This is a genomic window from Pseudonocardia xinjiangensis, from assembly GCF_050948425.1.
In the GTDB taxonomy this organism is placed as follows: domain Bacteria; phylum Actinomycetota; class Actinomycetes; order Mycobacteriales; family Pseudonocardiaceae; genus Pseudonocardia; species Pseudonocardia xinjiangensis.
The window spans coordinates 89,693-111,377 of the sequence record NZ_CP192009.1; the positions used below are offsets into that span (position 1 = coordinate 89,693).

Consider the following 21,685-nt stretch of genomic DNA (forward strand, 5'->3'; position numbering starts at 1 on the left):
CGGGAACGACACCGAGAGATGGAACGGCAAAGGGGGAAGCCTCGGCCGGACTGGGAGAACACGGTCCGGGAGCAGGGGATGGTGTACGGCACGCCCGGCCGCGGCGAGGGCGGTTCCCCGCGGCCGTACTGGGACGAGTCGGTGCACTACGTCTTCTCGATGGACGAGATCCTCTCCCTCGAGGCCGACGTCGAGGTGGTGCACTCGATGTGTCTCGAGGCCGTCGACCACGTCGTCACCACCGAACGGTTCCGCGACTTCGCGCTGCCCGAGTGGTCGTGGGAGGGCGTCGCGGCATCGTGGAAGCGCAGCGACCCGCACGTCTACGGCCGGTTCGACCTGCGCTACGACGGCAGCGGCCCCGCCAAGCTGCTGGAGTACAACGCCGACACCCCCACCACGCTGCTCGAGGCGTCGATCCTGCAGTGGAACTGGCTGAAGGACACCCACGAGGGGGACGACCAGTGGAACTCCCTGCACGAGAAGCTCGTGGAGCGCTGGGCGCTGATCAAGGCGCGCCTGCCGGGTGACGAGATCCACTTCACGTGGTCGACCGGCGACTCGACCGGCGAGGACCACGTGACCGTCGGCTACCTGCAGGAGACAGCGGCGGAGGCCGGCCTCGACACCGTCGGCCTCTCGATCGAGGACATCGGCTGGGACGCCGCGCTCGACCGCTTCGTCGACCTCGAGGAAGCGCCGATGGCGGCGGTGTTCAAGCTCTACCCCTGGGAGTGGATGCTCACCGACCAGTTCGGCAAGCACGTGCTGCGCAGCCTCCCCGAGACGCTCTGGGTCGAGCCGCTGTGGAAGACGCTGCTGTCGAACAAGGCGCTGCTCGCCGTGCTCTGGGAGATGTATCCCGGCCACCCCAACCTGCTGCCCGCCTACCTCGACCAGCCCGGCCTGCTCACCGAGTACGTCCGCAAGCCCCGCCTCGGCCGTGAGGGCGCCAACATCTCGATCGTCGCGCCGGGGATGGAGCACCAGACGGGTGGTGTGTACGGCGAGGAGGGATACGTCTACCAGCTCTTCGACCCGCTTCCCGAGTTCGACGGCTACCGTCCCGCGCTGGGCGCCTGGATCGTCGGCGACACCGCGGCCGGCCTGGGTATCCGCGAGACCGTCGGGCTGGTGACCGACGACGGGGCCGCGTTCGTGCCGCACCGCATCCCCGAATCCTGACGCTCCCCCTCTGGAGGTTCTCGTGACCCCGACCGTGACGCTGGCCCAGATCGACCCGGGGTTCTTCTCGGTGATCGGACGGGGAATCGGCGCGATCCTGCTCTACGCCGTGATCGGCGTGCTGCTCATGCTCGTCGGCTTCTGGGGCGTGGACGTCACCACGCCGGGCAAGCTCAACCGCATGGTGCGCGACGGGCGGCCGAACGCGGTGATCGTCACCGCTGCGGGCATGGTGAGCATGGCGTTCATCGTGGTGGTGGCGATCTACGCGTCCTCGGGCGCGCTGCTGGAGGGCCTGCTCGCCTCGCTGATCTTCGGGCTGGTCGGCATCGTCGCGCAGGTCGGCGGGGTGCGGCTGCTGGAGTGGATCACGAACATCGACATCGGTGCGGTGCTGGCGGCCGACCGCGTGCAGCCCCAGGCGTACGTGGTGGGGGCGGCTCACCTGGCGCTGGGCCTGGTGGTCGCGGTCGCCATCCTCTGACCCGCGAGTCGCCCCGAACCCGCCCGCGAGTCGCCCGTTCTGCGTGCGCGAGTCGCCCGGAACGCGAACCGGGGACCGGCACGGTGGGTCAGTTCCCGGTGACCTGCTCGGCGAGTGAGCGGTCCAGTGCCACCCGCACGAGGGCGGCGGCCAGCGGGGCGAGCTCCTCGCCCGGGGCGAGACCGGCCAGCTCGTCCGGATCGGCAGGCAGGCCGAGCCGGCCGGCGCCGTCGAGCACCTTGCCGTCGAGGGCGGGCCGCAGCGACGGCCAGACGTCCTGCGCCTCGCGGCAGAAGATGTCGGCGCCGACCGGCCCGAGCCGGGGGAACGCCCTGAGCGCCTTCCGGACGCCGGCCGGGTCGCCGTCCACGGCGTCGCGCAGCCGCCGCAGGTCGCCGCCGTACTCCGACCGCAGCAGCTCCGCCCCCTCGCCGAGTGCGGTGGCCGTGCTCTCGTCGTAGCGCTTGTAGCCGGCCCGCCCCAGCGCATCCACCCGCTCCTGCCAGGACGCCGCGAGCATCCGGTCCGGCGTCCCCATCCCGGCGTCCACGAGCTCGCGGGCCGCCGCCACCGCGATGTCGGCCCGGATCCGCGTGGAGAGCAGCACCGAGAGCACCAGCAGCCGGTAGAGCGGGGCCGGGGTGTCGCGCAGCCGGATCCCGGCCTGCTCCGCGTAGGTGGTGCCGGCTCGGTCGAGCAGCGCGCGGACGGTGTCTCGGGCGGCGGTCACGACGGAGACGTACCCGCTGCAGCCGGCCTACATGTCAACGTGAACGACCTCTGGATCGCCGCCGTCGTGGCCTCGCGTGGCCTCCCCGTCGTGACGCAGGACGACGACTTCGGCCCCGTCGAGGGCATCGGGGGCCTGGCGGTCGTGCGGGTCTGACGGCATCCGTGGAAGCGGACGTCGGGGTCGGGCGGTTGACTCTCGACCATGTCGAGGCACCAGGTTCTGTGACATGGAGAGCTCGCGCGGGGACATGGAGCGGTTGCGCGGGATCGGGCAGATGTCTCGTGAGAGCGGTCTGACCGTCAGTGCGCTGCGCTTCTACGACGGCGCAGGCGTGCTCGTCCCGGCGAGGGTGGACCCGTCAACGGGGTACCGCTCCTACTCGCCGGAGCAGGTCGCCGTCGCCCGGCTCGTCGCGATGCTGCGCCGGGTCGGGATGCCGCTGGCCGGGATCCGCCGGGTACTGGCCGGCCGGCGTGACCCGGCCGTGGTCGACGTGTTGCTGGCCGAGCACCTGCACCGCCTGGAGCAGGGGCTGGCCGACGCCCGCCGCGAGCTCTCCTCCGTCAGATCCCTGCTCGCCGCCCACACCGTCCCGGGGCGGGGTGGGCCGACTCCGGAGGAGAACCCTGTGCCTGCCACCACCGTCACCGTCAGAGGACCCGAGCTGGCCGAGGCGCTGCGCGCCGTCCGGTTCGCCGTCGGGGCGGATCCCGCGCTGCCGGTGCTGAGCGGCGTCCTGCTGGACGTCACCGCCGAGGCGCTCACCGTCGTCGCCACCGACCGCTACCGGCTCGCGGTCTCGTCGGCGCCGGTGCTCTCGCTCGACGGGGCCCCCGTCGCGGTCGTCGTGCCCGCGGAGTTCGTCGACCGGATCCCCCAGGGGGAGAAGGTGCAGATCGCCGTCGACGGCCCCACCGTCACGGTCCACGCCGGGACCGACGTACTGAGCACGGAGCTCATCCCCGACGACTTCCCGGACTACCGCAGGCTGCTCCCCGAGCAGCGACGTCCGGTGCCGGTGCGGCCCGCGCTGCGTGCGGAGCTGCTGGCGGCACCCGTGCGCACGATGCGCCGCGAGCAGGACGGCACGGAGTTCGAGGTGGCGGTCCTCGGGCCGGGGCCGGACGGCGGCGTCACGATCGACCCGGACGCCGACGGCGTCGGGGTGAACCGGGAGTTCCTGCTGCAGGCGCTGGACGCCGGCGGTCCCGGACAGCTCCTGCTCTCGCTGGACGGCCCGATCGGACCGCTGGTCGTCCGGTCGGAACGCTCGGTCTCGCTGCTGATGCCGGTGCGCCTCTGACGGCGGGCTCCACCCCGGGCCGCTCCGTTCCCTTGACGGCCGTATGTGTGATGTGGCGGAAAGATCGGTCCTCGCACGACACGTCCGTAGGGTGGACGGTGTGCAAGCCCCCCGACTGGTCGCCACGGACGTCGACGGCACCCTGCTCGACCCGGACGACCGGGTCAGCGGGCGTGCGGCCGCAGTGATCGCCAGGGCGGTGGCGGCGGGAGTGGGGTTCGTGCTGGTCACGGGCCGCCCGCCACGGTGGATCCCGCCGGTCGCGGAACAGCTGGGGGTGGCGCGGCTCGCGGTGTGCGCCAACGGCGGCGTGCTCTACGACGCCGTCGACGACCGGGTGCTCTGGTCGCGCACGCTCGACCCGGACGTGCTCGCGCAGGTCGCGGAGGCCGCCGCGGTGGCTCTGCCCGGGTGCGGGCTGGCCGTCGAGCGGGTCGGCAACGGGGCGTTCGACGACCCGACGCCGTTCATCGCCGAGCCGGACTACCTGCACGCCTGGCCCGACTCCGACAATGCCGTGGTCCATCGGTCGGAGCTGCTGTCGCGGCCCGCGGTCAAGATGCTCGTGCGCTGCCCGCAGCTGTCGAGCGACGCGATGGTGGCCGCGCTCGCCCCCGTGATCGGCGACACGGCGGATCTGACGTTCTCCCACCCGCGGGGGCTCGTCGAGATCTCGCCACCGAACGTGACCAAGGCGTCCGGGCTCGCCGATGTGGCGCAGCGGTACGAGGTCGCCCCCGCCGACGTGATCGCCTTCGGGGACATGCCGAACGACCTGGAGATGCTGCGCTGGGCCGGACACGGTGTGGCCATGGGAAACGCGCATCCGGCGCTCCTGGAGGTGGCGGACGAGGTCACCGCGAGCAACAGCGACGACGGGCTGGCGCTGATCCTCGAACGCTGGTTCTGAACGCGAGGGCAACGCGAGGTGTCGTAGAGGGCACCGCAACCAGCTACTGCCGGTGACCGGGCGTAGCATCAAGGCCCGACAGCGCATCGCGGCGTGCGGCGGCGGGCCCGGCCCCCGCCGCGACGCCGCACCGACCGGCGCGGGCCAGGCCCGCCACGCCGCACTGGAGGCCCCCGCACCGTGGCCGAGCTCCTCGACCGCCCCGGCCCGACGCGCCCTCCGGCCGTCCTTCCGCAGGGCACTGTCACCCCAGAGGGCACTGTCGACATCCCTCCCGCCGCCTTCGAGGTGCGCGTGCTCGAGGCCGTGCAGGGCAGGCTCGGCCGCCCACCGGTCGTGCGGGTCGCCCGCGGGATGTCCTTGTTCGGCGAGCACGCCGCGGGATGGCTCCTGTTCGGCGCCGCGGGTGCGGTGATCGACCGCAGGCGCCGCCGCGACTGGGTCACGGCCACCGCCGCCGTGGCGCTGGCCCACGGCGCGTCCGTCGGTGTGAAGCGCGTGGTGCGCAGGCCGCGGCCGCAGGACCCGCGGGTGCAGGTGCTCGTCGGCACCCCCAGCAAGCTGAGCTTCCCGTCCGCCCACGCCACCTCCACCACCGCGGCGGCCGTGGTCTTCGGGGCACTCCTGCGCAAGCCGCTGGTGGCGGCGCTGGTGCCCCCGATGGCCCTGTCCCGGATGGTGCTGGGCGTGCACTACCCCACCGACGTGGTCGCGGGCTCCGTGCTCGGCGCCGCGGTGGCGGTGGTGACCCGGCGGGCGGCGAGTCGTCGCACTGCTCTGCGTGCCCGGAAGGGGAACCGATGACCAGCACCGACGTGCCGACCGAGCAGGCGGCCGTACCGCCGCGCACTCCGGTCAGCGTCACCCGTGGCGTGCTCAAGACGATGCGCCCGCGGCAGTGGGTGAAGAACGTACTGGTGCTCGCGGCGCCGTTCGTCGGCGGCGATCTGTTCACCCAGGGCATCGCGATCCATCTCGCGGTGGCCTTCGTGGCGTTCTCGCTGGCCGCCTCGGGCATCTACCTCGTGAACGACGCCAACGACGTCGCCGCCGACCGGGCGCACCCGACCAAGCGCAACCGGCCGATCGCGGCGGGGATCGTCGCACCCCGGCTGGCGCTGGGCGTGGCCGTCGTCCTGCTGCTGGGCGCGCTGGCGCTGAGCCTGCTGGCGAGCGTGCAGCTGGTGATCGTGCTCGCCGTGTACATCGCGGTGCAGCTGGCGTACTGCTTCTGGCTCAAGCACCAGCCGGTCCTCGACATCTGCATCGTCGCGTCCGGCTTCCTGCTCCGGGCCATCGCGGGTGGTGCCGCCACCGGAATCGCCCTGTCGCAGTGGTTCCTGCTGGTGGCCGGCTTCGGGTCGCTGTTCATGGTGGCGGGCAAGCGCTACGCGGAAATGATGCTCGCGGAGCGCACCGGCGCGAAGATCCGCAAGTCGCTGGAGAGCTACTCGGCGTCGTACCTGCGGTTCGTCTGGGCGCTCTCGGCCACCGTGCTGATCACGACGTACTCGTTGTGGGCGTTCGAGATCCGCGAGGAGCAGCACAACACCGTCTGGTCGGTGATCTCCATCGTGCCGTTCGTGATCGCGGTGCTGCGCTACTCGGTGGACGTCGACTCCGGCAACGGCGGCGAGCCGGAGGAGCTCGCGCTCGCCGACCGCGTCCTGCAGGTGCTGGCGCTGCTGTGGATCGGCACGCTCGTGCTGGCCGTCTACGCCTGACCTGCCCGGAAAAATGATCGAGGACATCTCGGCCGGCCCGCCGATCAGCGGTTTCGCACCGGACACACCGGACGCGGGGCGGCCACCGTCGTCATATCCGACGCCGCTACCCTCGGCGGTCGTGAGTTACGCGGGATATGACCTCGTCATCGTCGGATCGGGTTTCTTCGGCCTGACCGTCGCCGAGCGGGCCGCCACCGAGCTGGGTAAGCGCGTCCTGGTGCTCGAGCGGCGTTCGCACATCGGCGGCAATGCCTACTCCGAGCCCGAACCGGAAACCGGCATCGAGATCCACCGCTACGGTGCGCATTTGTTCCACACCTCCAACGAACGGGTGTGGGAGTACGTCAACCGCTTCACCGACTTCACCGACTACCAGCACCGCGTGTTCGCCCGGGTCGGCGAGCAGGTCTACGCGTTCCCGATGAACCTGGCGCTGATCAACCAGTTCTTCGGGAAGTCGCACACGCCCGACGAGGCACGCGCCCTGATCGCCGAGCAGGCGGCCGAGTTCGACACGAAGGACGCGACGAACCTCGAGGAGAAGGCCATCTCCCTGGTGGGGCGGCCGCTCTACGAGGCATTCGTCAAGGGCTACACGGCGAAGCAGTGGCAGACCGATCCCACCCAGCTCGACGCGTCGATCATCAACCGGCTGCCGGTGCGGTACACGTTCAACAACCGGTATTTCAACGACACCTACGAGGGCCTGCCGGTCGACGGGTACACGGCGTGGCTCGAGAAGATGGCCGACCACCCCGACATCGAGGTGCGGCTCGACGTCGACTACTTCGACGTGCGCGAGGAGATCCCGGCAGGCACCCCCACGGTCTACACCGGGGCCGTGGACCGCTACTTCGACTACTCCGAGGGCGAGCTCGGCTGGCGGACGCTGGACTTCGAGCAGGAGGTCCGCCACGACACCGGCGACTTCCAGGGCACCTCGGTCATGAACTACAACGACGAGGACGTCCCGTTCACCCGGATCCACGAGTTCCGCCACTTCCACCCGGAGCGGGACTACCCCACGGACAAGACCGTGATCGTGCGGGAGTACTCCCGGTTCGCGGAGTCCGGTGACGAGCCGTACTACCCGATCAACACGCCGGAGGACCGGCAGAAGCTCCAGCGCTACCGCGAGCTGGCACGCAAGGAGACCGCCAACGCCAACGTCCTCTTCGGCGGCAGACTGGGCACGTACAAGTATCTCGACATGCACATGGCAATCGGGTCGGCGCTGACCATGTTCGACAACCGCATCGCCCCCTACTTCGCCGACGGCCGTGCGCTGGCCGGCACCGAGAGCACTGAGGACTGAACTCAGAGGATGCAGGGCCTGACTCGATGACCCAGACCATCGTCACCGCCGAGGAGACCGTCGTGCCCACCGGGGAGGCGGTCGCCAGCAGCTTGTTGCAGCGGGTGATCCTGCCGCGTTCCGGTGATCCGATGAGCGTCCGTTCCCTCTACATGGACGAGCGCACCGGGCTCCGGATGACCACCGTGCCGGAGCCGATCGGTGCTCCGCCCGGCCCGAAGGTCGAGCTCACCGGCTCGGCGATGAGTGCGCGGCGGCTACGGGTCACCTCGCGGACCTCCGCGGTGGTGCCCGAGCAGAGCGAGGTCTCGTTCGCGGCGTACTTCAACGCCTTCGCCGCCGGGTACTGGCGGCGGTGGAGCCGGCTCACCGAGGTCCACCTCCGGCTGGAGGTGGAGGGCACCGGCCGCCTCGACGTCTACCGGACGAAGGCCGACGGCTCGCAGATCTTCGTGCGCGGCGTCGTGATCAACGGGCCGGGGCGCCAGGAGCTGGACCTGGACCTCGACCTGCGCCCGTTCGAGGACGGCGGGTGGTACTGGTTCGACCTCAGCACCGACTGCACCGAGCTCACGCTGCACGCGGGAGGGTGGTACGCCGCGGAGGCGGCCACCGGCCGGGCGGCCGTCACCATCGGCATGCCGACGTTCAACCGCCCGGCCGACTGCGTGGCCACGCTCGCCGCGATCGGCGAGGACCCCACCGTGCTCGAGGCCGTGACCGCGGTGATCCTGCCCGACCAGGGCACGAAGAAGGTGCGCGACGAGCCCGGCTTCGAGGCGGCCGCAGCGGTGCTCGGCGAGAAGCTGCGCATCATCGACCAGCCCAACCTCGGTGGGTCCGGCGGGTACGCCCGCGTCATGTACGAGGCGCTCGGCAGCACCGACTGCGAGCAGATCCTCTTCATGGACGACGACATCCTGCTCGAACCCGACTCGGTGCTGCGCGCCGTCGCGTTCTCCCGGTTCTCCCGGGAGCCGATGCTCGTCGGCGGGCAGATGCTGTCGCTGCAGTCCCGCTCGCAGCTGTCCACCATGGGCGAGGTCGTCGACCGCAACACGTTCCTGTGGCGCAACGCGCCGGGCACCGAGCCGCACCACGACCTGGCCGACCGCACGCTGCGCCAGACCCCGTGGCTGCACCGGCGCACGGACGTCGACTACAACGCGTGGTGGATGTGCCTGATCCCCCGTGCCGTCGCCGAGGACCTCGGGCTGCCGCTCCCGCTGTTCATCAAGTGGGACGACGCCGAGTACGGCCTGCGGGCCCGCTCGCGCGGCTACCGCACGGCCACGGTGCCGGGGATCGCGATCTGGCACATGTCGTTCCTGGAGAAGGACGACACGAGCGACTGGCAGGCCTACTTCCACTACCGCAACCGGCTGGTCGCAGCCGCGCTGCACGGCCCGGACAACCCGAGGTCCCTGCTGCGCGACACCCTCAAGCGCACCCTGCGCCACCTGCTGCTGATGGAGTACTCGGCCGTCGCGCTGCAGGCCATGGCGTTGCGCGACTTCCTCGCCGGGCCGGAGGCACTGTTCCCGAAGCTGCCCACGGTGCTGGGTGAGGTGCGGGCCGAGCGCGCGAAGTACGACGACGGACGGACGCTCGACTCGGCCACGCAGGTGCCGCTGTCGGAGCTCGACGCGCTCGCCGCTCAGGTGTTCCCGCCGCCGCCCACCCGCAAGATCCCGATCGCGAAGGGCCTCGCCCGCAGCGTCCTGCACAACCTCCGGGCGCCCAACCCGGAGCACCAGGTGGTGCCGCAGCGCAACGTGCCGTCCCGGCAGGCGCAATGGTTCGTGCTGTCGCAGCTGGACTCGGCCACCGTGTCCACGCCCGACGGGCGCGGGGTGACGTTCCGTCGCCGTGACCCGGAGCTGTTCCGATCGATGATCAAGCACGCGGTTGCGCAGCACCGCGAGATCGCGAAGGCGTGGCCGGAGCTGCGCCGCCGCTACCGGGACGCGCTACCGGCGCTCACGAGCCGGGAGTCCTGGAAGCGCGAGGTCTTCGACCGCTGACCGAGACGAAGGGGCCCGGACGGCATCGGCCGTCCGGGCCCCTTCGTCGTCGAAGCGGCTTCAGTCGTCCAGGCCGTAGAGCCGCGCCCAGTTGTCCCTGCTGGTGAGGTTGCCCATCTCGGCGCGGTAGCGCTGCGCCACCGCGGGTCCCTCCGACACGAACCGGCGGAACGTCCCGGCGGCGCGCTTCGTGAGCTGCAGCGCCACGTCCTTGTCGCGGGTGCGGACGCGGATGCCCTGCTCGGACATGTCGGTGACCACGGCGCGTTCGAAGGTGGAGACGTGCCACCAGTGCGCGTCGCCTGCCGGGACGAAGCCCGATCGGTGCACCGACCGGTCGGTGAGCAGGTACGCGGCGCGCTTGAGCCACGTGAGCCGCTCGTGGCCGGGCGGGTTGGCCGCCCGCACGACCTGCAGGTCGCGGAAGTCGTCATGCACCTCGGAGACGGGGTGCATGGCGGTCTCGGCGTACCGCGACCGGATACGCCGGATCTCCGCGGCGGCGGCCGCCGACCCGTCGCGCAGGATCTCGGGGCCGTCCAGGAAGTCCTCCATGGCCTGCAGCAGGGTGGCCGACAGTCCGTACTGCATGCTGATCACGTACTGCGACAGCAGCTGCCCGAGCCGCCGGGTGAGCCGCCGCACCGAGAAGTCGGTGTGCAGTGCCGCGGTGATCAGCCCGTTGCGCATGTTGAAGTACCGGTGCCACTCGTCCCAGTCCTTCCACCCGAAGTCGGCGTGCCACACGCCGGCTCCGGGCAGGGCGACGGTGGGGAAGCCGTGGGAGCGGGCCCGGTACCCGTACTCGATGTCGTCCCACTGGAAGAACAGCGGCAGCGGGTAGCCGATGGCCCGCACGATCGCGGCCGGGATCAGGCAGGACCACCACCCGTTGTACTCGGTGTCGACGCGGCGCTCCTGGTTGATCGGCAGCTGCCGCTCGTCGGTGCCGAGCAGGTAGGCCTCTTTGAGCGCACCGGGCACCGGCATGCCGACCTGCAGGAGCTCCGGCTCGGCGTACTCCGCGGAGATGTGCAGGTGGGCGGGGTGGAGCAGGTTGAGCATCTGCCCACCGACGATCGTGGGGTGCCGGGTGCTCGCGGCGAACGCGGTGAGCCGGATGAGGATCTCGGGGTCGAGCAGCACGTCGTCGTCCATGAGCAGGACGTCGGCGTGGTCGGCCGGCTCGCCCGCCGTGGCGTCGAACAGCCCACGGGTGAAGCCGCCCGCCCCGCCGAGGTTGGGCTGCCGGACGTAGCGCAGCCGCTCGCCGAGTGCCTCGGCGATCTCTGCGAAGCGGGGCCGCGACTCGATCGGGTCGCTGCCCTGGTCGACGACCTGCACGGTGCCGACGCTGGTCAGGGCGTCGGGATCGGAGGCCATCGCCTGCAGCGTGTTGAGGCAGTCCTCGGCCCGGTTGTACGTGCAGATCACCACGTCGGTGCGCGGCACGCGCCGGGTGACGGGGACGGTCCACGTGACGTCGGAGACGGTGAGGTGACCGGTCTCGGTGGTGAACTCCAGCCACATGCCGCCGCCGTCGACGAACCGGTCGACGGGCCCGGTGAGCCGGATCGTGCTGCCGTCGGCGTCACGGACGTCGTGGGCCTCGACGATGCGCCACACCTTGTTGGTGTCCGACGCCATCAGACGCAGCCTGCCCGTTCCGGTGACGACCGCCCGGACCTCGATGGAGGCGACGTCGGTCCAGCGCTGCCAGTAGGTGGCGTGGAACCGGCCGAAGTAGGTGTTGGTGCTGACGCGGGTGCTGGGGTCCAACGTGACGCTGGTGCGCTCGCGGCGCGCCGCGCCCTTCTCGACGATGGAGTAGAGATCCTCCGGCACCAGGGCCGACGGCCCGAAGAACAGACCGCGCTGCGCGGTGAGAGCGGGTCGGCCGTTGTCCTCGGACGGATCCGGGACGGCTCGGTCCGTGGCGGCGGGTGTCTCCGTCGCCGGGCTCGTGCTTTCCGGTATGCGAAGCATGTAGACAGCCGTCCTCGGTCGGGTGTGTACCTGGATGCCTCATTGTGGGGCAAGCAACGGGCTGAACCCCGGCGGGGTCAGCCGACGGGATCGAGCCCGGGGACGCGCGCGTGGCCGTCCCGGTGCCACCCGGAGACGGTCTGATCCGTGACGACGGGAGCCGGCTGCACGAGCGGGACCAGCGGTGACCAGCGATAGAGCTGTGCGGCGTCGCGTGTCGGGTCGCCGTGGAGGTAGGTGGCCATCCGCTGCTCGGTGACCAGCTGGCGGGGTGCGGCGAAGGGTCCGCCGAAGCCCGGGGCGTAGGTAATTAACCCGGACGGGTCGCTCGCGGGCGGTCCGACACGCCACTTCGCCAGCGCCGCGGTGCCCAGCGGCAGCGGTTCCGGGGTGATGCAGGGGAAGAGGAAGGCGACCGGCCAGTCGAGGATCGCGGTGGAGCCGGGCGGGAGGATTCCGAGCATCGGGGTGAGTCGTGGCACCCGGGGGAGCGACACGACGGCGGGGGGCCGGGGGCCCGCGTTCGGCGCGACGACGGCGAGCCGCACGGTGTCGGCGTCGCGCGGAGCCATCTGGCGGTCGTCGGTCGGTTCGACGGTGTCCGCGGTGACGGGCCGGCGTTCGAGCACCCGTTGCCCGGACCCGAACTCCAGGTACAGCGCGTCGCCCGGCTGGGCTGCGCCCGAGGTCGTGACGACCACGGGGAGCGCGCCGGAGCGCTGCTCGGGGTCGAGCCGGAACCAGGCGGTGGTCATCCGTCCCGCGACGACGACACCGGGCAGGGTGGTGCCCCCGATGTCGACGGGCAGGGTGCGGGGCGTCGGCGGCCCGGACGCGACCGGCAGCAGCCCGGCGGCCGGATCGGTCTCGACGGACAGCTGCTGCTCCAGGCCGCACGGGCGGCCCTGCAGCGTGGCGATGCCGTCGGAGGCGAGGGTGTAGCTGTCGCGATGCTCGACGGCGGTGCGCGCGAAGCCCAGCACCTGCAGCGCCAGCACGGCCACCAGGAGGACGGCCACCAGCGGCGCGGGGCCGGGCACCCGCCTCGGTACGGCGACGTCGGTGGCGCCCCCCGCGCGCAGCCAGGCCGTCCGGGCGAGCAGCCCGAGCACGAGGAGACCGCCGGCGACCAGCACGATGGTGGCCAGCGGAACGCTGCCCACCGCCGGGGGCTTGGTGCTGAAGCTCGGTACGAACCAGTTGCTCGCGTACGGCCAGATGTTGTAGCCGGCCAGGACCAGCGCGCCGACGACCGTCACCGCGCCGAGTCCGGCCACCAGCTGACGCGGTCGCTCGCGCAGTGTGGACACGCGGGGTCCCGCTGACCACGCCACGATGCCCAGCACCAGCACCGCGGCTCCGTAGCCTGCGACGTCGCCGAAGTGCTGGGTCCACTTGGTGGGGCTGGCGGTGAAGGTGGCCAGCGAGATCAGGAAGCCGAGCACCAGCCGCCGGGCCGGTCCGGCGGCGATGCCGGTCCGCGCCGTCCGCAGCGTCCACAACACGCCGACGGCCGCGAGCAGCGTGACGAGCACCGCGGCGCGCCGTCCGAGCGAACCCTGGAACGACGCGGGCTCGAGCAGGGTGGAGTAGCGCGCGTACTCCTCGTACCACTCCATCCCGCCGCCGATCACCGTGCGCACCCGGGTGGCCTCGAGCACCCCGGCGAGGCTCTGGTCGGTCACCATCAGCAGCACCGCGGAGGCCGGGGCGGCCACGAGTGCGACGACCAACGGCAGCACGTGCAGGTCACGGCGGGCGCGCAGCAGCCGCAGCACGGGCAGCGCGGCGGCGAGGAACGGCGTGAACGCCATGATCCCGGCTGGGGTCAGTGCGGTGGTGACCCCGGCGATCACGAGCCCGACGGCGAGCGGCAGCACCGTGCGGACGGCCACGGCGCGCTCGACGGCCAGGAACACCGCGAGGCCGCCGACAGCCACCCACGGCTCGGGCCGCAGCCCGAGGTTCAGCGGCACCCACCACGTGGCCAGGCCCAGCGCGGCGAGCCACGGCACCGAGCGACGGGTGGAGAACCGCCCCAGGCGGGGCAGCACGAGCCGGGAGAGCAGCCACCAGCACAGCAGCCCGAGCAGGGTGGACGGCAGCCGCATCCACAGCGTGGACGGCGACACGAGCGACCAGGCGTAGTAGACGTCGTAGAACCAGCTGAACGGCGCTTCCGGCGCGTTCAGCCAGCGGTAGACGTTGCCGATGAACCCGTTGCTGCCGATGCTGCGGACGATGCCGGTGATGTAGCCGTCGTCCACGGTGATCGCGCCGACGACCCACCACACGCCGAGCAGAGCCACGACCGCGGCGTCGACGGGACGCGGGACCCACCAGTGGCGCGGGAGCAGCCGCACGCGGTGGGTGACGGCACGGTCGGCGCGGCGCAGCGCGACGAGCATCCCGAGAAGGGCGAGCGCGCACACCAGGCCGATCGCGGTCTTGAGTGCGGAGATGGTGGTCTGGAAACGGGTGTCGGCGGTGAGCCCCATGTCGACGCCGGAGGGCACGTCGCTGAACGCCCCCGCGACGTCGGGCCGCACGTCGCCCTCGTGGGTGAGCGCCGGCGCGCCGTTCAGGAGGACATCGGTGCGCTGGGGGTCGGAGACCACCTCGAGGGTGCACGCTCCCGGCGGGAGCCGCACCGTGCCCAGGTCCACCCCGGCGCTCGCGACGCGCAGATCGTCGCCCGTGGCCGTCAGGCGCAGGCCGTGCAGCGGTTCGGCAGCGGGGTCGGGCCGCAGCGGCACGGTGGAGACCAGCACGCGGTCCGCGCTCGGGGCCGCGGCACCGCGGGGCGCGCCCTCACCGCGGGCCACGGCACAGCTCGTGGTCACGGTCAGGTCGACGGGCTGGTAGGGCATCAGCGGGATCGCGGCCGGCCCTTCGGAGGCCGTCCAGCTGTAGCGGACATCCGGCTGGTGGACCGGTGCGAACGGGAACGCCACCGCGGCGAGCGCCGAGACCAGCCCGAGCGCGAACACAGCGCGGCGGGGGCCGTGTGCGGCGCGCAGCGGCGGCGTCCCGTCACGTCTGTCCCGACCGCCGTGGTGCGGTTCCCGAGGGCTGTCCGGCTCGGGTGGAGGCACCGACCGTGCGGGCGAGAGCACGGCGTCACCCTATGTCGAGGCGATCACCCCGAGTGGTGGGGGTGAGGGATGCGTCAGCCGTTCGTGGCGGGACCCGTTCCGGTGGCGATGCTGGCGCCGGGGACCGTCCGCGTCGTCTCCGAGACGGTGTAGGCGGCGCGGGCCAGCGGGGTGCTGAACGAGTACACCTGGATGTTCGGGTCCACCCCGCCGACGACGGCGAGCTGCTGCACGCCCTGGGTACGGGGCAGCTGGGCGAACGCACCGCCCCGGGACGGCACCCAGGTGCCGTCGGTGAAGCCGGACAGGTCCCCGTCTCCCCACAGCACGGCGTACTCGGGCGCCTCGGTGATCCCGTCGACGATCGCCGGTTGCCGCTGGCAGGGGTAGGCGAACGCGAGCGGCCACGCCAGCGCCACGGGGGCGGTGGCCGGGAGGTAGTCCGACAGCACGACGGGGCGTTGGACGGCGGGCGCGGTGAAGGCCACGAAGCCGTTGACCATGCCCGTGGCGTCCACGGCCTCGAGCCGCACCACGTCGGCGCCCGCCGGCGGCTGCAGGACGAAGGTGCGCCATGCCGACTCGGTGGCGTCGTCCGTGAGCGGCTGGTCGCCTGCCGGGGTGACCTCGGTGCCCGACCTGCGGCCGTACACGGCGGTGAGGCTGTTGCCGTCTGTTTCCGTGAGCGTTCCCGCGGCCAGCACGGTGGTGGCCTCCCCACCCGTCAGCGCGGACGGGAGCGAGTACCAGCCGGTGGCCATGTCGCCGGTGTTGCGCTCGGCGCCGTGACCGTTGCGGAAGATGAGGCTGCCCCAGACCTCCGCCCCGGCCGGTCCCTGCGGCGGGTCGCCCGCGTAGTAGCCACCGCCCGCCTCGAAGTCGCGGGACAGCGCGGGTACCGGGAGGCCCGTCGCGAGCGGCAGCGTCGCCGCGGTGGAGGGGTCGAGCACGTGCACCACGCCTGCGGCGCCGCACTGCGACCCCGACGGGTCGGCCAGGCCCTGGGCCCAGATGGACTCGCGGGGGGTGCCCGCCACCGCGGCGGCGCCGAACGTGCCGACGGTGTAGACGGTGGTGCCCAGCAGCGAGATCAGCACCACGGCGGCCACCGCGCGCAGCGCCCCGAGCCGCACGTCACCGCGCCCGAACCGGCGGGCTGCCAGGCCGGTGATCAGCCCGAGTACGACCACGACGAGCACCCACAGCAGGGGCCGGTCCAGAGCGATGTTCTTCACCGCGGGCGGGAGCCCTGGGCGGCGCACGCCCTCGAGCCACGCGTAGGCCCACTCGTTCGGGCCGTGCCAGCCGAGCGCGATCGCGACGACGAAGGAGCCGGCGGCCGCGACGAGCAGCCCGACCCGCAGGGTCGACCCCTGCAGCGTCTGCCGGACGAGCGGCACCGCCATCACCAGCAGCAGCGCCAGGAACGCCGAGCCCACCCCGGCGAGGGCTCCGAAGTGGTGGGTCCACTTCGACGGGGTGAGCCAGAGCGCCGCGAACGCGAGCGCGGTGGTGGAGGCGGCCAGCCACAACGGCACGGGAACGGTCACCCTGCGGGCCCTGGCCGCCGCGGCGAGCACCGCGAACCACACGAGGGCGACCAGGCAGACCAGCACCGCGGCCCGCTTGGCGTAGTTGCCCATCGGGATCTGGGAGAACAGGAAGGTGTAGCGCTGCATCTCGGTGGTCCAGCTCTCCTGGCCCTGCAGCGACAGGAAGATCGTCTGGCCACGCAGGAAGTCGCGCAGCCCGCCGTCGCTGAACGCCAGCAGCGGGGCGACCATCCCGCCCGACGCCACGGCCAGCGCGCGCAGCGCGGTGCCGATGCGGTCGCCCGCCACCCGCACGACCGGCCAGAGCAGCGGGAGCCCCGCGAGCAGCGGGGCGAACAGCGTGAAGCCAGTGGGGTGTGCCGTGAAGCCGAGCCCGGCCAGCGCGAACGCGAGCCAGGCGAACCCCAGGCGCCGTCGCCTGCCCGCCGCCAGCACGGCGAGCATCGTGGCCGAGCCGCACACCGCCACGACCGTCTCCGGGCGCACCCCCATGTCCTGCGGCACCCACCACGACAGGAAGGTCACCGCGAGCACGGCGTGGGCGGCCATCCGCACGCCGCGGCGGTGCGGAGCCCAGTCCTCCATCGCCGCGACCACGAACCGCCGCAGCACCAGCCAGGTGACGATCCCGAACACCGTGGCCGGGATCCGCTGCAGCACCGGCGCGTTGCCCACGAGCTGCTGCCACCAGCCCAGCGACTGGTAGAACCAGGTGAACGGGGTGAAGTTCTGGTCGTAGAGCTGGAAGTAGTTGCCGACGTCGCCGGAGAGCACCGAGTTGCGGGCCATCGCGGCGTAGTAGCCGTCGTCGTCCGTGGCCGGGGCCACGAACATCCAGAAGACGATCACCGCGGGCACCAGGACGTCCACGATCCGCGGCCAGCCCGGCCGCCACCTGTACGGCACCCGCGCCGTCATCCGGTCGAGGCGCAGCAGCAGCACGAGAGTGGCGATCACGGCCGCCACGAGCGTCCAGATCAGCACGCTCTTCAGCGGCGTGGGACTGCTGGTGAACTCGTCGTCGACCCGCATCCGGACGGTCAGCCCGCCGGACGGCAGCACGGTGGCGTCGGTGGCGAGCACGTCCACGTCCGGCAGCTGTACCGCAGTCGTGTGGGCGAGCTGGGTACCGTCCCGGCTGATGGTCAGCTCGGCGTTGTCCGGCTGGGCGAACGACGACAGGTCCGGCGAGTCCGGGTCGGCCGGGTCGGGCGCGGGCCGGACGAAGGTCGGGACCCCCCGGCTGTCCCCGGTGATCCGGTACTCGCACGGTCCGGCGGGCAGCGGTTCGTCCACCAACAGCCGGTCCAGCGCGCCGACCCGCAGGCGGCCCTCGCGGGCGGTCACGATCATTCCGGTCGTCCCGGCCACCGGTGACTCCGGTGCCGCGGTGGACACCACGACGCCACCGCTCGCCTGTGCCGTGCGGGCGACGTCGCAGCTGAAGCGCACGTCGAGCGTCAGCGGCCGGTAAGCCGTGAGCGAGAGCAGCGTCGACTCCGGACGTGCCGGGTCGACGGGCCAGCTCACCGTCGGCTCCGAGACGGACACGGGGGCGAAGGGCAGCAATGCGGCGCACACGACGGCCACGAGCGCGGTGAGCCCCGCGAGCAGTGCGGTGCGCCGCCCTCGGCGCGCGACGGGGGGCGGGACGTCGGACGGGCCGCCGGTGTCGTGGTCGTCGCCCACCTCTGCGGCCGGCGCCGCGGCGTCCTCCCGCACGGCGTCGGACACGTCAGTCACAGCCGCATGCTGTCAGGACTGCCGCCATGAGCACGAACGGGGCTGATTGCGGGAGAGCCACGTTCCGGCAACGAGATGCGCACGAACCTGCCGCCGGTTTCACCAGGAACGACGCCAGAACTCCCCGGCCACGCCCCTTGCGGCGCCCGTGCTATCTGACCGGGTCGTGCTCGGATGGATGATTGTCGCCACTACAGTTCCGCGGTGGTCGATCTCCAGCCGGATGCGGTGCGTCACAGACGCCGCGGTCGTCACCCGGACGGTGAGCGCCGTGACCACCTCTTCGGGCGAAGGAGGCGCGAGCATGCGCAGACACAGGCGCACAGAAGTCACCCTGCCCCGGGTGACGGCGCGACCGTGACGGACCAGCAGACGCACAACCCACGGCAGGCGACCGGAAGCTGCATAATCGGCACCCCTGACGAATTCGAGCGGAAGGTCCCGGTCCTGGCCAGCACACCCGGCAACCGCATGCGGTCGGTCGGGCTCGTCGTCGTCGGGATCGTGGCGTCCGGACTGCTCATCAACGCCTACCTGGCCATCGTCGCGCGCAGCCTCACCGCCGCCGAGTACGCCTACTTCGGCGCCTTCTGGTCGCTCGCCCAGGTGGCCGGGTTCGGGATGTTCCTGTCCATCGAGCAGGAGACGGCCCGGCTGCTGCAGACCCCGAGGCGGCCGCTCGGGGTGCTCCGGGCGGTTCTGCTCACGGCGGCCACGATGGCGGTGGCCCTCCTCGCGGTGGTCGCGCTCGGCTGGCCGCTGTTGTCGAAGGCGTTCGGCGGCCAGTCGGTCACCGTCGTGGCGGTGGGTGTGCTGTGCCTGGTGTCGGCCGGTCAGTTCGTCGTGCGCGGCGCGCTCATCGGGATGGACCGGATGGGCCGGCACGCCGCGATCATGCTGCTCGACTCCGCGCTGCGGGTCGGCCTGGCCGCGCTCGTCGCCACGCTGATGACCACCCCCGGGAGCCCGGAGTTCGCGTGGACGCTGGTCGTGGCCATCGGGCTGGCGCACGCCCCGCAGCTGCTCTCCCTGCTGCGCAGGCGCACCCGCGCCGCCACCGAACCCGACCCGGCAGCGGGCCGTCTCGCCCCCCGGGCCGTCTGGACCGCCGTCGCACCGCTCCTGATGGGGTCGCTCTGCGCGCAGCTGCTGCTCAACGGTCCGCCGGTGCTCGTGCCGGTGCTCGCACAGAACCAGATGGACGTCACCCGCGCCGGCCAGTTCCTCGCGGTGTTCACGCTCGCCCGGATCCCGCTGTTCCTGGTGGTGCCGCTGCAGACGGCGTTGCTGCCGATCTTCACCTCGATCCTGCACGCGGGTGACCGGACCGCGCTCGTCCGCGTGGTCCGGTGGCTCTCGCTCGGGCTGCTCGCGCTGGCCGCGGCCGCGCTCGGGCTCGGGTTCCTGATCGGGCCGTGGCTCGTCGGGCTGATCTTCGGACCCGCCTACGTACTGCCCGGGTCGCACGTCGCCCTGCTCGCCGTGGGGGTCGCGGCCTATATCGGGCTGGTCCTGGTCACCCAGGTGCTCGTCGCGTCGGTGCGGCACCGGCTGGTGGCCTGGAGCTGGCTCTCGGGACTGCTCGTCGCCGGGGTTGTGCTGGCGGTGGTGCCGGACCTGCTCCTGCGCGCCGAGCTGGCCTTCCTCCTCGGCTCCGCCGCCGGATGGCTCGTGGGCACCGGGTTGGTGCTCAGCGAACGACGTGAACGGGAGCTGCAGAGTGTCTCCTGAGGAACGCCCCAACGGCAGGCGCCGTGACGACCTCGTCATCGCGCTGACCTACTACGCCCCGTACGTCTCGGGCCTGACCAACATGGCCCGGGACATCGCGGAGGGCCTCGCGGCCCGCGGTCGGCGCGTCACGGTCGTCACCAGCCGCTACGACTCGTCGCTGCCGCTCGAGGAGGAGATCAACGGTGTCCGGGTGCTCCGGGCGCCGGTGCTGGCCCGCCTCGGCCGCGGAGTGATCAGCCCGCAGCTGGTGCGCCTGGCCCGGGCCACGATGGCGAAGGCCGCGGTGGGCTCGGTGCAGCTCCCGATGCTGGAGGCGGGCGCGATCGCCGCCGGGATGCGCACCCCGCTCGTGTCCACCTACCACTGCGACGTGACGCTCCCGCCAGGGCTCGTCAACACGGTGCAGCGGCTGGTCGTCGACGCGTCGAACCGGCTGGCCATGAGGCAGTCCGCCGTCGTCACCGTCACCAGCGAGGACTACGCCCGGCACAGCCGCATGTGGCCGTCGATCGCGCCGTCGATGGTGGTCGTCCCACCCCCGTGCTCGCCGCCCCCGGCAGGTGAGCCGAGCTACCGCGAGACCGACGGCATGCACGTCGGCTTCCTCGGCCGGATCGTGCGCGAGAAGGGCCTCGAGTACCTGGTGCGCGGGTTCCGTGCGCTGCCCGACCCCGACGCGCGGCTGCTGATCGGCGGCGACTTCACCCACGTCGCAGGCGGCAGCGTCGTCGACCGCGTGCGCGAGGCGATCGGCGACGACAGCCGGATCCGGCTGATGGGTTTCGTGCCCGAGGAGCGGATCGGCGACTTCTACGCCTCCCTCGACGTGTTCACGCTGCCGTCGGTCAACGCGTTCGAGGCCTTCGGCATCGTGCAGGCGGTGGCGATGCTGGCCGGCGTCCCGGTGCTGTCCAGCGACATCCCCGGAGTGCGGCAGCCCGTCGCGCAGACCGGTTTCGGCACCGTCGTCCAGCCAGCCGACCCGGCGGCGATCACCCGCGCGCTGCGCTCGTTCCAGGCCGACCCGCCCGACCGCGCGGCCGGAGCCACCCGCGCCCACCAGGCGTTCTCGGTGTCGGCGGTGCTCGACGGGTACGAAGTTCTGATCGACAAGGCGGCCCACCAGGTCAGGAGCACGCAGTGAGCACGGAGTTCGAGCCTGTCGCCGGCTCGCCCGACCATTACGACGCCGACTACTACGTCAACAACGGCCAGGCGGGCGACCGGCCCGCGCTGCGCTGGTACGTCCGGATGGTCCGCCGCTACCTCGGCCGCGGCCCCTACCTCGACTTCGGGTGCGGCACGGGCCACCTGCTGCGCAGGCTGTCGGCGCACGATCGGGCGTCCGGGTTCGAGATCTCGCCGTACTCGGCGACCGTCGCCCGGCGCACCGCCCCCGGCTGCCCGGTGTACCTCACCCTCGACGCGATCCCCGACGCGAACTTCCGCGGGCTCACGGCCATCCACGTGCTGGAGCACCTCGACGACGAGACGGCCGCGGCGGTGCTGGCCTGCTGGCGGCGGGTGCTGGTGCCGGGCGGACGCGCACTCGTGGTGATGCCGGACCCGGCCGGCCGCGCGCGTGGTCTGGCGGGCGAGGGCTGGACCGGCTACCAGGACCCCACCCACATCAACCTCAAACCGCACGACGAGTGGCGCGCCGTCCTCACCGCAGCGGGCTTCACGGTGCTGCGCGAGGGCAGCGACGGGCTCTGGAACGTGCCGTACGGCAAGCTCCCGAAGCTCCTCGACGCGGCCCGGTACGCGGTGCCGTCCTTCGTCCAGTTCCTGGCCGGGCGGCTGTTCCTCCGCCCGGGCTCCGGTGAGTCGTCCGTGTTCGTGCTGGAGGTTCCCGCCGAGTCCTGACCCCGGCGCCTCCGTCCGGGTGCTGCC

At 72.3% G+C, this 21,685-nt stretch carries 15 protein-coding genes; 11 read left to right on the forward strand and 4 right to left on the reverse strand.

What is annotated here, in order from left to right; genetic code table 11:
• The first annotated feature begins 18 nt into the window (after window positions 1-18).
• Together ACQPZA_RS00455 and ACQPZA_RS00460 are read left to right on the forward strand one after the other, a co-directional pair.
• Entirely contained in the window at window positions 19-1,185 is a 1,167-nt protein-coding gene (locus ACQPZA_RS00455) for a glutathionylspermidine synthase family protein (protein WP_433277386.1), read from the forward strand.
• 22 nt (window positions 1,186-1,207) lie between these two features.
• Window positions 1,208-1,669 carry a DUF350 domain-containing protein gene (locus ACQPZA_RS00460; RefSeq protein WP_312859565.1) on the forward strand — a complete coding sequence of 154 codons (462 nt, stop codon included), beginning with the start codon at window positions 1,208-1,210 and terminating at the stop codon, window positions 1,667-1,669.
• 88 nt (window positions 1,670-1,757) lie between these two features.
• On the opposite strand, the gene ACQPZA_RS00465 is transcribed toward ACQPZA_RS00460, so the two are convergent.
• Complete coding sequence (locus tag ACQPZA_RS00465) at window positions 1,758-2,399, reverse strand: endonuclease (protein ID WP_433277388.1); 642 nt, start codon at window positions 2,397-2,399, stop codon at window positions 1,758-1,760.
• Window positions 2,400-2,628: 229 nt separating this feature from the next.
• Here ACQPZA_RS00465 and ACQPZA_RS00470 point away from each other — a divergent pair, with 229 nt between their 5' ends.
• The 6 genes from ACQPZA_RS00470 to ACQPZA_RS00495 all read left to right on the forward strand — a co-directional run bounded on the left by ACQPZA_RS00470 (window position 2,629) and on the right by ACQPZA_RS00495 (window position 9,681).
• Window positions 2,629-3,705, forward strand: a complete 1,077-nt coding sequence (locus tag ACQPZA_RS00470) for a MerR family transcriptional regulator (protein WP_433277390.1) — start codon at window positions 2,629-2,631, stop codon at window positions 3,703-3,705.
• 100 nt (window positions 3,706-3,805) lie between these two features.
• Window positions 3,806-4,615, forward strand: a complete 810-nt coding sequence (locus ACQPZA_RS00475; protein WP_433277392.1) for an HAD family hydrolase — start codon at window positions 3,806-3,808, stop codon at window positions 4,613-4,615.
• A 180-nt stretch (window positions 4,616-4,795) separates the two neighbouring features.
• Entirely contained in the window at window positions 4,796-5,419 is a 624-nt protein-coding gene (locus ACQPZA_RS00480) for a phosphatase PAP2 family protein (protein ID WP_407692274.1), read from the forward strand.
• A complete protein-coding gene (locus ACQPZA_RS00485) occupies window positions 5,416-6,339 on the forward strand; it encodes a decaprenyl-phosphate phosphoribosyltransferase (protein ID WP_169400163.1) in 924 nt (307 codons plus the stop codon). Before ACQPZA_RS00480 ends, ACQPZA_RS00485 begins: the two co-directional genes overlap by 4 nt.
• 121 nt (window positions 6,340-6,460) lie before the next feature.
• Window positions 6,461-7,657 (forward strand): UDP-galactopyranose mutase, encoded by a 1,197-nt coding sequence (gene glf, locus ACQPZA_RS00490; protein WP_312859563.1) that lies wholly within the window; start codon window positions 6,461-6,463, stop codon window positions 7,655-7,657.
• A 26-nt stretch (window positions 7,658-7,683) separates the two neighbouring features.
• On the forward strand, window positions 7,684-9,681 hold the full coding sequence (locus ACQPZA_RS00495; protein ID WP_433277394.1) for a glycosyltransferase: 1,998 nt from the start codon (window positions 7,684-7,686) through the stop codon (window positions 9,679-9,681).
• Between the two features lie 60 nt (window positions 9,682-9,741).
• Here ACQPZA_RS00495 and ACQPZA_RS00500 read toward each other — a convergent pair whose 3' ends face one another.
• From ACQPZA_RS00500 to ACQPZA_RS00510, 3 genes are all read right to left on the reverse strand, one after another.
• Entirely contained in the window at window positions 9,742-11,658 is a 1,917-nt protein-coding gene (locus ACQPZA_RS00500; protein ID WP_433283158.1) for a glycosyltransferase, read from the reverse strand.
• Window positions 11,659-11,744: 86 nt separating this feature from the next.
• On the reverse strand, window positions 11,745-14,783 hold the full coding sequence (locus tag ACQPZA_RS00505; RefSeq protein WP_433277396.1) for an arabinosyltransferase domain-containing protein: 3,039 nt from the start codon (window positions 14,781-14,783) through the stop codon (window positions 11,745-11,747).
• Between the two features lie 53 nt (window positions 14,784-14,836).
• On the reverse strand, window positions 14,837-18,058 hold the full coding sequence (locus ACQPZA_RS00510) for an arabinosyltransferase domain-containing protein (protein WP_433277398.1): 3,222 nt from the start codon (window positions 18,056-18,058) through the stop codon (window positions 14,837-14,839).
• A gap of 471 nt (window positions 18,059-18,529) precedes the next feature.
• Here ACQPZA_RS00510 and ACQPZA_RS00515 point away from each other — a divergent pair, with 471 nt between their 5' ends.
• From ACQPZA_RS00515 to ACQPZA_RS00525, 3 genes are read left to right on the forward strand one after another with little or no spacing between them, the layout of a single operon-like run.
• The gene (locus ACQPZA_RS00515) at window positions 18,530-19,789 is read left to right on the forward strand and encodes a lipopolysaccharide biosynthesis protein (RefSeq protein WP_169397819.1); all 1,260 of its coding nucleotides are present in this window, start codon (window positions 18,530-18,532) and stop codon (window positions 19,787-19,789) included.
• On the forward strand, window positions 19,779-20,936 hold the full coding sequence (locus ACQPZA_RS00520; RefSeq protein ID WP_433277400.1) for a glycosyltransferase family 4 protein: 1,158 nt from the start codon (window positions 19,779-19,781) through the stop codon (window positions 20,934-20,936). Before ACQPZA_RS00515 ends, ACQPZA_RS00520 begins: the two co-directional genes overlap by 11 nt.
• A complete protein-coding gene (locus ACQPZA_RS00525) occupies window positions 20,933-21,658 on the forward strand; it encodes a class I SAM-dependent methyltransferase (protein ID WP_433277402.1) in 726 nt (241 codons plus the stop codon). The genes ACQPZA_RS00520 and ACQPZA_RS00525 overlap by 4 nt, the downstream gene beginning before the upstream one ends.
• Window positions 21,659-21,685 lie beyond the last annotated feature (27 nt).